Raw genomic sequence first — 11343 nt, forward strand, 5'->3', positions numbered from 1 at the left:
CAGTCTCTCAAACCCAATCCGGATGAACACCGGATACAACCTATTGAAGCTTCACAGCTAGATGAGTGCCCGTCAGGCACGCGCAGCAACGGCGGGCTTGAGCAGCATCCGGCCGGCACGCGCCGGCGTGGCCCGGCCCGCGTCCAGGCTCAGCGCGCCGTTGACGAACACCAGCGCCACGCCTTCGCTCTGCGCCAGCGGCTGCTCGTAAGTGGCCAGGTCGCGGATGCGCGCGGGATCGAACACCACGAGGTCGGCGAACCAGCCGGCCCGGACCTGCCCCCGGTCCTGCAACCGGAAGTTGCGGGCCGACAGGCCCGTCATCTTGTGGATCGCCTGTTCCAGGCTGAACAGGTTCTGCTCGCGCCAGTAGCGCGCCAGCACCCGGGGAAAGGCGCCCCACAGCCGCGGATGCGGATGGCGGTCGTGCGGCAGCCCGTCGGAGCCGATCATGCTGCGCGGGTGGCTGATCACGCGCCGCACGTCCTCCTCGTCCATCTGGAAATAGCAGGCGCCCCCGGGCTTCAGCCGCGTGCAGGCCTCGCGCTGCGTGGTGCCCCACTCGGCTGCGATGGAAGCGAGCATCCGTCCCGTCATCTCCGGGTGCGGCGCCGACCAGCTCACCATCACGTCGATCACTTCGTCGACCAGGTCCTCGCGCAGCACCGTGGAGCCCGCCACGTAGGGGTAGACGTCCATCGAGATGTCCTGGCGCGCGGCCAGCGCGTCGATCAGCGGCAGGGTCTCCCGGGTGCGCCCCCAGTTGGCGGGGCCGGCGCACTTGTGGTGGGAGATGACCAGCGGCACGCCGGCCTCGAAGGCGCAGTCGCTGGCTTCGTGCATCGCCTCCAGGATGTCGGCCATCTCCGAGCGCATGTGCGTGGCATACACCCCGCCGTGGCAGGCCACCACCTTCGCCAGCTGCGTGACTTCCGCCGCCGGCGCCGGCATGGCCTCGGCATAGAACAGGCCCGACGACAGGCCGATCGCACCCTCGGCCATGCATCGCTCCAGCAGCTCGCACATGGCCTGCCGTTCCTGCGCGCTGGCGGGCAGTGCCAGGTCCTGCATGCAGGCCGAGCGCAGCGTGGTGTGGCCGATCAGCGCCGCCACGTTGACGGCGGGCAGGGCGGCCGCGACCGCCTGTGCGTACGCAGCGACGGACGGGTACCTGAAGGAATTGCCAAGCAGCGTCAGGGCACCGCGCGGCTGGTCGACCACATGGGGCGCGAGCGACAGCCCGCAGTTGCCGGTGATGACCGTGGTCACGCCCTGCGAGAGCTTGGGGAACATGCCGGGCGCATCGAGCACGATGGCGTCGTCGTGCGTGTGCACGTCGATGAAGCCCGGCGCGACGGCCAGACCGTTGCAGTCGTGCACTTCCAGATCGCGCGCCGACAGCCCCGCGGGCAGTTGTTCGCGCAGGCCGGGCCCGACGGCGAGGATGCGGTCGGCCTGCAGCAGCACGTCCGCCACCTGCGCGGGCGCGCCGGTGCCGTCCACGACCAGCCCGTTTTCCAGCAGGATGGCGCGCGTCATTCGGGCACTCCGGTGGTGCCGTTCGCGGCCTCGCCCCAGTCGAGGCGGGGATGGTGCTGCATGTCCACCCCGCGCGTCTCCAGCGTGTGCTGGATCCGCGCCAGCCGGTCCACCGCCTTGTCACCCAGCCGCTGGGCCACCAGGACGGTGAGGATCTCGATGACGGCGAGATGGGCCAGGTAGGCCTCGGGGCCCACCGGCATCACGGGGTCGGGCGCGACCTCGACGCCCAGCACGATGTGCGCCAGCGCCGCCAGCGGCGAGCCGGGCTGGGTCAGCGCGATCACGGTGGCGCCTTGCGAGCGCGCCACGTCGACGGCCTCCAGCAGCGACGGCATGCCGCCCACGTGGGTGATCGCCATCACGACGCCACCCGGGCCGATGGTGGCGGCCGAGATCAGCTGCAGGTGCGGGTCGAGGTAGCTGTTGGAGACCACGCCCATGCGGTACAGGCGCGCCTGCAGGTCCGAGGCCATGAAGTTGGAGGTGACGCCCACGCCATAGCAGTCCACGCGCGTGCTTTGCGCCATCGCGTCGGCCGCGGCCTGGACGGCCCCCGCATCGAGCTGGGACTGCACGCTGTTGATCACCAGCGCCGCGCCGCGCGTCACCTTCGCGATCACTTGCCGGGTGTCGTCGTCGATGCGCACCCGCCGGTTCAGCGGCGAGCCGCCGACCGCCAGCTCCTGCGCCAGCGCCAGCTTGAACTCGCGCAGCCCGGGGTAGCCCAGGTCGCGGCAGGTGCGCATGATGGTCGGCACCGAGCTGTTGGCCCGCTGGGCGAGGGCCTCGAAGGTCTCGTCCAGCACCCGCTGCGGATCCTCCAGGATCAACGCCAGCACGTTGCGCCGCGCCGTCGGCGCACGGTCCATGATTTCGGCGATCTTTTCCAGTACGCGAGGAGTCATCTAGAAGCAGGTGACGATGGCGTCACGCACGTTGTATTGATCGTCCACCACCGGCATCCAGCGCCATTTGTCGAAGGTGGTGCAGGGGTGGGAAATGCCCAGGGCGACGAGGTCGCCCACGCGCAGCGCCTGGTGCTCCGCGCCGCTGCCGCGCAGGTAGGCGTGCTGGTCGTTGAGGCCGGCGATCTTCCAGTCCGGCGGCGCGGCCTGGACGGCCGTGCCATCCTGCGCGCGCCAGGCGATGGGAAGCGGGAGCTCCAGGTCGTAGGAGATGTCGCGCTTGCCGACTGCCAGGATCGCGAGGCCCGGCTCGGGGCAGGACTGCACCGCCGTCCACACCTCCATGGCGGCATGCAGGCCGTGGCCGCAGCCCATGCGCCGGGCCACCGCGCTCATGAAGCGATGGTAGGTGCCATGGTCGTGTGTCACGTAGCAGCCGGAGCGCAGCAGTCCTTGCACCGGCAGCGACAGCTTCATCTTCAGCTGGTCGGCCACCAGGTCGAAGATGGCGGAGCCGCCGGCGGTGAGCAGGATCTCGTCGGTCTCGAACAGCTGCTCGCCATCGCACGCCTGCGCGATGGCGCGAACGCGCTGCAGCAGGGCATCCGCATAGGCCGTGTCCGCGGCCGAATCGCCGGTGGCGCCCAGGCCTTCGTAGCACTCGATGCCCACCAGGCGCGTGGCCGCGCTGGCGCGCAAGGCCCGCGCCAGCGCCAGGGCCTGCGCGTGGCTGCGGCAGCCGGTGCGGCCGCCGTCGACGCCCATCTCCAGCAGCACGTCGAAGGGCGCCGTGTCGCCGTGCCCGGCATGCCAGGCGGCGATCAGTTCGAGCTGGGCCTGCGAATCGACCAGGAAGGCGACCCGCAAACCGGGGTTGGTCCGCCGCAGGTCGGCGATGCCCTGCAGGTCGATGGCCTGGAAGACCTGGTTGGCGACCAGGCAGCGCCGCGCGCCCGCCGCCACCCCCGCACGCAGCTGCACCACCGTGGCGAAGGTCAGGCCCCATGCGCCCTGATCGAGCTGCCTGCGAAACAGTTGCGGCGACATGGTGGTCTTGCCGTGCGGTGCCAGGCCCACGCCATGCGCCGCCGCGAATTGCTGCATCCACTGCAGGTTGCCGGCCAGCGCATCGCGCCGGATCACGGCCAGCGGCAGCGGCAGGTCGCCGCGCAGCACGTTCCAGCCCTGGCTGCCGATGGCCGACCGGCGCAGCGGCGGCGCATGGTGCGGGAAGCCCTTGGAGGAAGCGTCCAGGGTGGGATCGAGGAGGTCTTGCAGGTTCATGGAATGGCAGGCAGGTCGATGTCGTCGCGGATGCACGCCTTCAGGCGCCCGCCGCCCATGTCGCGCGGCTCGGGCCGCACCTGGGCGCAGGCCGGCAGCGCGTACGGGCAACGGGTGCGGAAGACGCAGCCCGAGGGCGGGTCCACCGGGCTGGGCATGTCGCCTTTGAGCGGGACATGCACCATCCGGGTCGTCGGGTCCGGCCGCGGCGAGGCGGCCAGCAGCGCATGCGTGTAGGGATGCAGCGGCCGGGCGAACAGCTGCGCCGTGGGCGCCACTTCCATCACGCGGCCCAGGTAGAGGACCACCACCCGGTCGCACAGGTATTCCACCACGTCCAGGTCATGCGAGATGAACAACATGGTGAGCGACAGCTGGTCGCGCAGGTCGCACAGCAGGTTCACCACCTGCGACTGGATGGACACGTCCAGCGCCGACAGCGGCTCGTCGGCGACGATGAACTCGGGCTGCACCGACAGTGCGCGTGCCACCCCGATGCGCTGGCGCTGCCCGCCCGAGAATTCATGCGGATAGCGGGCCGCATGTTCCGGCGGCAGGCCGACCAGCCGCAGCAGTTCGGCGACGCGGGCGGCGGTCGCCGCCTTGCCCGGCGCCAGCCCATGGGTGTGCAGCGCTTCGCCCAGGATGTCGCGCACCCGCATCTTGGGGTTCAGGCTGGCATAGGGGTCCTGGAAGATCATCTGCAGCTTGCTGCGCAGCGCGCGCATGCGGCTGCCGCTTGCCGTCACCAGGTTTTCGCCGCGGTAGCTCACGCTGCCCGAGGTGCTGTCGATCAGGCGCAGCAGGGCCCGGCCGATGGTGCTCTTGCCCGAGCCCGACTCGCCCACCAGGCCGAGGGTTTCGCCGGGCTCGATGGTGAAAGAGACGTCGTCCACGGCGCGCACCGGACGCGATGCCGGACCGAAGAACTTGCGCAGGTTGCGCACCTCGATCAATGGAGCGGCCACGCTCATGCGGCCTCCGGCACCAGGATGCAGCGGGCGCTGCCGCCCGCGACTGTGGCGCGCAGGTCGGGCATCGCGGCGCTGCAGGCCGGCAGCGCCTGGTCGCAGCGCGGCTCGAAGGCGCAGCCGGGCGGCGGCGCCAGCGGGCTGGACACCTGGCCGCGGATCGCGTACAGGCGCCGCTTGCCCTGGTGCTCGCTGCGGCGCTGCTTGGCCGGCAGGCATGCGAGCAGCCCCTGCGTGTAGGGGTGCTGCGGGCGCGCGAACAGGTCGCCGACGGCGGCGGCTTCCACGATGCGTCCTGCGTACATGACGGCAACGTCGTCCGCGTGGTGCGCCACCACGCCCAGGTTGTGCGTAATGAACAGGATGCTCATGCCGGTCTCGGCCTGCAGACGGCGCATCAGGGCCAGGATCTGCGCCTGGATGGTGACGTCCAGCGCCGTGGTGGGTTCGTCGGCGATCAGCAGCGTGGGATCGCAGGCCATGGCCAGCGCGATCATCACGCGCTGGCGCATGCCGCCGGACAGCTGGTGCGGGTACTCGCGCAGGCGCTGCGCCGCCGCCGGGATTTCCACCAGTTCCAGCATCCGCAGCGCCTGGGCCATCGCCGCCGCGCCGCCCAGCCCCTTGTGCAGGCGCAGCGACTCGGCGATCTGCTCGCCGATGCTGAACACCGGGTTCAGGCTGGTCATCGGCTCCTGGAACACCATGGCGACCTCGTTGCCACGGACGGCGCGCATGCGCGGCTCGGGCAAGGTGAGCAGGTCCAGCGTCTCGTCGGCGCGGTTGACGAACAGGGCCTGGCCGCTGACCCGGGTGGCCGCGTCGCGCGGCAGCAGCCGCATCAGCGTCAGGCTGGTCACCGACTTGCCGGAGCCCGATTCGCCGACGATCGCGGTGGTCTTGCCGGCGCGAACGTCGAAGCTGACGTCGGCCACGGAACGGACCAGGCCTTCGTCGGTGTCGAAGGAGGTGCTCAGGCCGCGGACTTGGAGACGGTTCACATCGACTTCCTCAGGCGCGGGTCCAGCAGGTCGCGGATGCCGTCGCCCAGCAGCTGCAGCGACAGCGCGGTGAGGATGATGGCAACGCCGGGAAACAGCACCACCCACATCGCCTGGTGGGCGTACTGCTGGCTGCCCGCCACCATGGTGCCCCAGGTGGGAATCTCCGGCGGCACGCCGACGCCCAGGAACGACAGCGCCGCCTCGGCCAGGATGGCGTAGGCGAAGATGAAGGAAGCCTGCACCAGGATCGGCGACATCAGGTTCGGCAGGATGTGGCGTGCCAGGATGCGCGCGGTGGAGACGCCGACCGCGCGCGCTGCCTCCACGAACAGCAGCTCGCGCACCACGAGCGTGGACGCGCGCACCACCCGCGCCACCCGCGGCGTGTAGACCAGCACCAGCGCGAACACCACGTTCAGCATCGAAGGGCCCAGGATGCCCACCAGCGCGATCGCCAGCAGGATGTCGGGGAAGGACATCATCGCGTCCACCACCCGCATCACGGGCGCGTCCAGCCGCGGCAGGAAGCCGGCGACCAGGCCGAACAGGGTGCCGAAGACGGTGGAGCCGATGGCCGTCAGCAGGGCGATGGTCAGCGAATAGCGGCCGCCGAAGGCGATGCGCGCGAACAGGTCGCGCCCGAGCTCGTCGGTGCCGAACAGGTGCGCCGCCGAAGGCTGGGACAGGCGCTCGCGCACCGCCGTCTCGTTCGGGTCGAAGCCGGTCAGCCAGCCCGCGAACAGCGAGACGAACACCACCAGCAGCAGCGCGATGGCGGCCGCCAGCACGATGCGGCGGCGAAACAGCTTGCGAAGCAGGAGCGGCAGCTGCATGGCTCAGTACTTCACGCGCGGGTCGACCAGCGTGTAGAGCATGTCGATCAGGAAGTTGATCACCACGTAGATCACCGCCACCACCAGCAGCGCGCCCTGGATCACCGGATAGTCGCGCCGCACCACGGCGCTCACCACCAGGCTGCCGACGCCGGGCAGGCCGAACACGGTTTCCGTGACCACCGCGCCGCCGATCATGAGCGCCACCGTCAGCCCGAGCACGGTGACGATGGGCACCAGCGCGTTGCGCAGCGCGTGCTTGAGCACCACGCGGCTTTCCGCCAGGCCCTTGGCGCGGGCCGTGCGCACGTAGTCCTCGCCCAGCACGTCGAGCATGGAAGCGCGGGTGAAGCGGATGATCAGTGCCGAATTGAGCACGCCCAGCACCACCGCGGGCAGCACCAGGCAGTGCAGCCTTTCCGCCAGCGACGCGCCCGGCCCGCCGTAGCCCGACACCGGGAACCAGCCCAGCGACACCGCGAAGATCTCCATCAGCACCAGGCCGAACCAGAAACTGGGCACGCTCGCCCCCAGCATCGCGAAGCCGGTGGCCAGCTGGTCGACCGCCTTGCCCCGGTACACCGCCGAGGCGATGCCGCAAGGCACGCCGATCAGCGCCGCGATGCCGATCGCCATCAGCGACAGCAGCGTGGTGGGCTCGGCGCGCTCCCACAGCGCCTGCGTCACCGGCCGTTGCAGGAAGATGGATTCGCCCAGGTTGCCGTGCGCCAGCTCCTTGAGCCACAGGCCGAACTGCACGGGCAGCGGCTTGTCCAGGCCGTAGACCTTCTGCACGCGGGCGATGTCCTGCGCCGTGGCCTGGTCCCCCAGCAGCACGGCGACCGGGTCGCCCGGGGCCGCCCGCGTCAGGATGAACACCAGCACGGCCACGATGGCCATGACGACCAGCATGCCGCCCAGCCGCGACAACAGGATGCGTGTCACCCTCGGCCGCCGCCGGACCGCCCCAGGGCGGCTGAAGCCCGCTCGGGGGGCAGCACAGTCCACGCAGTGGCAAGCGCGGCGGTCATTTCAGGCTCACGTTCCAGAAGAAGGGATAGGTGTAGGGCGTGTAGTTCTGCAGCGACGGCGCGCGGGCGGACAGGCTCGCGAACTTGCCGACGTTGATGTAGGGCACTTCGTCATACACCACCTGCTGCACCTTGCCCCACAGCGGCCCGCGCTTGGCGGGGTTGGGCTCCTGGTTCAACGCGGCCAGCGCCTCCTGCTTGGCGGGCGAGCTCCACCAGCCGGGCGCGCCGTCGCCCAGCTGCGGCGGCGAGAGCATCGGCTCGGGGAACTGGCCCGAGTGCGTGATGTAGATGTCCCACAGCTTGGGGTCGGTCCGGCGCTGCAGCAGCGTGGCCCACTCGACGACGTTCAGCTCCGCCTTGAAGCCGGCCCGCTTGAGCTGTTCGGCCATCACCAGCGCCATGTTGTAGTGGAAGTCGTACTGGCGGCTGGTGAGGATGCGCACCGGCTCGTCCTTGTAGCCGGCCTGCGCGGCCAGGCCCTTGGCCTTCTTGGCATCGCGCTGGTTGTAGTTCTCCGTGCCCGCGGCCGAATAGAAGGGCGAGCCCTTGGGGAAGTGGTTGCCTTCCACCGTGAAGAAGCGCGTGTCGCCGAAACCGGCGGCCAGCATCTCGCCTTCGCCCAGCGCGGTTTGCACGGCCTTGCGCACGGCCTTCTGCGCCATCGAGCCTTCCTTGGTGTTGAACACCAGGTAGGGGAAGCCGAACGAAGGCGTCATGATGGGCACCACCTTGCCGTTGGTCTTTTCCAGGCGGGCCAGCGCCTCGATCGGCAGCAGGTCGGCGTAGTGGAACTGGCCGGCCAGCGCGCCCTCCACCCGCGTGTTGGCGTTGGGCACGGGCACGAAGCGCAGTTCTTCCACCAGGGCGGCCCGCTTGCCGCCGTAGCCGCTGGCCGCCTCCTTGCGGGCGGAATAGCCGGCGAAGCGCGCCAGCAGCACGTACTGGTCGGGCTTGCGCTCCACGAACTTGTAGGGGCCGGTGCCCACGTACTCGCGCAGCGGCTGCGCCAGCGATTCCTTGGCCATGATGGCGGCCATGCCGGAGGCCATCGCCAACTGCGACAGCAGCGGCGCATAGGCGTTCTTCATGCTGATATCCACGTGCAGCGGGCCCTTGGCGGACAGGCCGGCCACCTGCGCGGCCACCGACTTGCCGCGCGGGGAGACGTCCATCCAGCGCTTCAGGCTGGCCACCACGTCGTCCGCATCCAGTTCGCGGCCGCTGTGCAGCATCACGCCCTTGCGCAGGGCGATGCTGTAAAGCTTGCCGTCCGCGGAGATCTTCGGCATGGACTCGGCCAGCATGGGGACCAGCGCGCCCTTCGCATCGAAGGTGAACAGCGGCTCGTAGACGTGCTGCATGATGATGCAGACCAGGTCGGCCGGCGTCGACATGATGTCCAGCGTCGGCGGCTCGGCCACCATGGCCAGGTTCAGCGCCGATTTGCCGCCCTGGGCGTGCGCCGCCCCGATGCCGGTTCCCGCCGCGCCGAGTGCCGCAAGCGCGGCCAGGGCGGTGCGGCGAGGGATGGGGTTGCCAGGTGTCATACGAGCTCCGAGATGGAAGTTAATTTCAGCCGTGAAGCATAAGTCGGCAAAATAACCTCCATTTCAGGGGAAACCCGCAGAAACTGGCTTGTTTTTGAAAATACATTTCAGGTTCGGACCGAAAACAACTTCCAGAGAGCTCCTCCATGCCGCTAGAACACCTGGGCAACCCGCCCGTCGCTTCCGACCGCCAGCCCCGCCCGTTCTCGCCCGCCGTGCGCGCGGGTGATTTCGTCTATGTCTCGGGCCAGGTGCCCGCCGACGACAACGGAGAGATCGTCGTCGGCGGCATCGAAGCGCAGACCCACCAGGTGATGAAGAACCTGGGCAAGGTGCTGGCGCTGGCCGGCTGCACGCTGGACGACGTGTGCAAGACCACCGTGTGGCTGCAGGATGCGCGCGACTTCGGCAGCTTCAACCGCATCTACATGGGCTACTTCGGCGAGAAGAAGCCGGCGCGCTCGACCACCGAGGCCCGGCTGATGGTGGACGCTCGGGTCGAGATCGACGTCGTGGCGTACAGCCCGCGATAGCCGTCCGCGCGGACGCGCCCGGCCCCGTCAATTCCCTGCAGGGCGCCGGGCTCGGCCGGCCGGTCCTGCCACGACAGTGGCGCTGCCGGTCACGGTTGGCTCCATAGCCGTTCGTACTCCCGGGAGCCGCTCAGCGATGGGAACCCGAGCCCTGCTTTCCGCGACGCCGGGCGCGCAACGTGCCGCGCCGCGAATGCGGTGTATCCCAGTCCCAGCCGATCGCCGGGAACGTCGATGCCAAGGAGCTGCACGATCGACGGAAACAGGTCGAAGGGCATGATGTCATCGGTGTTCTGCTGCGGCATGTTCTCGGAAACGAAGCGGTTGAAGATCCGGCGGTCCGGGATCTCATCCAGTGTGTCGGCCACCGGGTTCGACTTGGCCAGGTGGTCGCCTATCACGATGATCTGCGTGTCCTTCAGGTATCCCTTGTCGGTGGCGAACTTCACGAGCTCCGCCACCTGCCCGGTGGTGCATTCCACGATGTCCACAAAGGTCTTGATCCCGCGGGCGCGACAGGTGGGCGACCGGTAGCCGTACGGATTGTGGGTGTCCAGCGTCAGCACAGTGAGATTGAAGGGCTGGGCGGAGTCATGCAGCTCGACCAGCCGCTTGCGGGCCTGGCGCAGCAGTTCGTCGTCGTACAGTCCCCATTCGTTGAAGGAGCCCGGGGCGATGCCCTCCTTGAGCCATTCGGTGCGGCCGTAGGTCGCATCGAAGTGGTGGTCCTGCAGGAACTGCCGCTTGCCGGAAAAGGACAGCGGCGCGCCGCCCATGAAGACGTTGCGGTAGCCGAAGCGGTGCAGGATGTCCCCCAGGCAGACGGCGCCCGGCAGGAAGACGCGCAGCTGCGGATTTTGCTGGTTCATGTCCGTCTGCACGAAGCGCAGGGGGACACCGCACTGGGTTGCAACCATGGCGGCGATGGTCCACGACGAGCCGGGCGTGGTGCGGTAGTTGCGAAAGCTCACCCCGCCGACATGCTGCAGCGGCGTCAGCAGGTCGCGGCCCCAGACGCCGGCGTCGCCATAGCTCTCTTCGAGGCTTTCAACGTAGACCAGGAGCAGGTTCTTCAGATGCCCGGGCCGCAGCACGGCCTTGTCCGGGTCCATGTACTCGCTGGCGAAATGGTCGGGGCCGAGCTTGTAGCCGATCCAGCTCACCACCGACAGCTTCAGCATCACGACCATGATGCCGCAGCAGATGGCCAGGGCCGACGGAGCGACGGCCAGCCCCCACCGGCCCGGTGCGGGCCCGCGTCGCATCAGCCGTTGCACCAGGGCTTGCAGGAACGTCGCCCCCACCGCCAGCAGGAGCGGGAAGGCGATGCATTCCGCAATGAACGTCAGGAAGAAGATCCTGGTGAACGTGAAATTGATGCCGGTGCTGTAGTGCCAGTGGTAGAGGATGGCGTCGATCGTCGGATTGCCCACGCTGGCGCCGAGCCAGTGGACAAACCCGATCAGGAAGAAAGCCAGGAAGTAAGCCGCAGGGACGCGCAGGGGCATGGGGGTTTTGGTTGAGTCTTCACTATACCCAGCCAATGTCTGCCAAGTCCGCCGGCCGGTACTGCCCCAGGGATGAAGCGACCGGTGGTGCGCAACGGCGCCCGAACGGCGTGACAACGAAGTCCGCCGGTATCTGCGCGCGCCCGCGGAGAGCCGACGATTGCGCCCACGGCTCGTCTGTT

Annotated in this window: 10 protein-coding genes; 1 reads left to right on the forward strand and 9 read right to left on the reverse strand. The window is 69.1% G+C overall.

Annotated features, from left to right (window positions below; all coding sequences use genetic code 11):
• Positions 1-72: 72 nt before the first annotated feature.
• From ACFPOE_RS19225 to ACFPOE_RS19260, 8 genes are all read right to left on the reverse strand, one after another.
• Positions 73-1539 (reverse strand): N-acyl-D-amino-acid deacylase family protein, encoded by a 1467-nt coding sequence (locus ACFPOE_RS19225; protein ID WP_376851935.1) that lies wholly within the window; start codon positions 1537-1539, stop codon positions 73-75.
• Complete coding sequence (locus tag ACFPOE_RS19230; RefSeq protein ID WP_376851936.1) at positions 1536-2447, reverse strand: MurR/RpiR family transcriptional regulator; 912 nt, start codon at positions 2445-2447, stop codon at positions 1536-1538. Before ACFPOE_RS19230 ends, ACFPOE_RS19225 begins: the two co-directional genes overlap by 4 nt.
• Positions 2448-3731, reverse strand: a complete 1284-nt coding sequence (locus tag ACFPOE_RS19235) for a type III PLP-dependent enzyme domain-containing protein (RefSeq protein WP_376851937.1) — start codon at positions 3729-3731, stop codon at positions 2448-2450.
• On the reverse strand, positions 3728-4705 hold the full coding sequence (locus ACFPOE_RS19240; RefSeq protein WP_376851938.1) for an ABC transporter ATP-binding protein: 978 nt from the start codon (positions 4703-4705) through the stop codon (positions 3728-3730). Before ACFPOE_RS19240 ends, ACFPOE_RS19235 begins: the two co-directional genes overlap by 4 nt.
• Positions 4702-5703 (reverse strand): ABC transporter ATP-binding protein, encoded by a 1002-nt coding sequence (locus ACFPOE_RS19245; RefSeq protein WP_376851939.1) that lies wholly within the window; start codon positions 5701-5703, stop codon positions 4702-4704. The genes ACFPOE_RS19240 and ACFPOE_RS19245 overlap by 4 nt, the downstream gene beginning before the upstream one ends.
• The gene (locus ACFPOE_RS19250; protein ID WP_376851940.1) at positions 5700-6539 is read right to left on the reverse strand and encodes an ABC transporter permease; all 840 of its coding nucleotides are present in this window, start codon (positions 6537-6539) and stop codon (positions 5700-5702) included. Before ACFPOE_RS19250 ends, ACFPOE_RS19245 begins: the two co-directional genes overlap by 4 nt.
• 3 nt (positions 6540-6542) lie before the next feature.
• On the reverse strand, positions 6543-7484 hold the full coding sequence (locus ACFPOE_RS19255; RefSeq protein WP_376851941.1) for an ABC transporter permease: 942 nt from the start codon (positions 7482-7484) through the stop codon (positions 6543-6545).
• 82 nt (positions 7485-7566) lie between these two features.
• Positions 7567-9120, reverse strand: coding sequence for an ABC transporter substrate-binding protein (locus ACFPOE_RS19260; RefSeq protein ID WP_376851942.1), 1554 nt, complete (start codon positions 9118-9120; stop codon positions 7567-7569).
• A gap of 146 nt (positions 9121-9266) precedes the next feature.
• Here ACFPOE_RS19260 and ACFPOE_RS19265 point away from each other — a divergent pair, with 146 nt between their 5' ends.
• On the forward strand, positions 9267-9653 hold the full coding sequence (locus ACFPOE_RS19265) for a RidA family protein (RefSeq protein ID WP_376851943.1): 387 nt from the start codon (positions 9267-9269) through the stop codon (positions 9651-9653).
• Between the two features lie 89 nt (positions 9654-9742).
• Here ACFPOE_RS19265 and ACFPOE_RS19270 read toward each other — a convergent pair whose 3' ends face one another.
• Complete coding sequence (locus tag ACFPOE_RS19270; protein ID WP_376851944.1) at positions 9743-11161, reverse strand: sulfatase-like hydrolase/transferase; 1419 nt, start codon at positions 11159-11161, stop codon at positions 9743-9745.
• Between the last annotated feature and the right edge of the window lie 182 nt (positions 11162-11343).

Source organism: Caenimonas terrae, assembly GCF_042655405.1.
Classification (GTDB): Bacteria; Pseudomonadota; Gammaproteobacteria; order Burkholderiales; family Burkholderiaceae_C; genus Ramlibacter; species Ramlibacter terrae_A.

What these genes read in the sequence shown, in the direction of transcription:
- ACFPOE_RS19270 (WP_376851944.1), bottom strand. Translation starts at nt 11,161, where the DNA reads ATGCCCCTGCGCGTCCCTGCGGCTTACTTCCTGGCTTTCTTCCTGATC.
- ACFPOE_RS19240 (WP_376851938.1), bottom strand. Translation starts at nt 4,705, where the DNA reads ATGAGCGTGGCCGCTCCATTGATCGAGGTGCGCAACCTGCGCAAGTTC.
- ACFPOE_RS19250 (WP_376851940.1), bottom strand. Translation starts at nt 6,539, where the DNA reads ATGCAGCTGCCGCTCCTGCTTCGCAAGCTGTTTCGCCGCCGCATCGTG.
- ACFPOE_RS19225 (WP_376851935.1), bottom strand. Translation starts at nt 1,539, where the DNA reads ATGACGCGCGCCATCCTGCTGGAAAACGGGCTGGTCGTGGACGGCACC.
- ACFPOE_RS19260 (WP_376851942.1), bottom strand. Translation starts at nt 9,120, where the DNA reads ATGACACCTGGCAACCCCATCCCTCGCCGCACCGCCCTGGCCGCGCTT.
- ACFPOE_RS19230 (WP_376851936.1), bottom strand. Translation starts at nt 2,447, where the DNA reads ATGACTCCTCGCGTACTGGAAAAGATCGCCGAAATCATGGACCGTGCG.
- ACFPOE_RS19265 (WP_376851943.1), top strand. Translation starts at nt 9,267, where the DNA reads ATGCCGCTAGAACACCTGGGCAACCCGCCCGTCGCTTCCGACCGCCAG.
- ACFPOE_RS19235 (WP_376851937.1), bottom strand. Translation starts at nt 3,731, where the DNA reads ATGAACCTGCAAGACCTCCTCGATCCCACCCTGGACGCTTCCTCCAAG.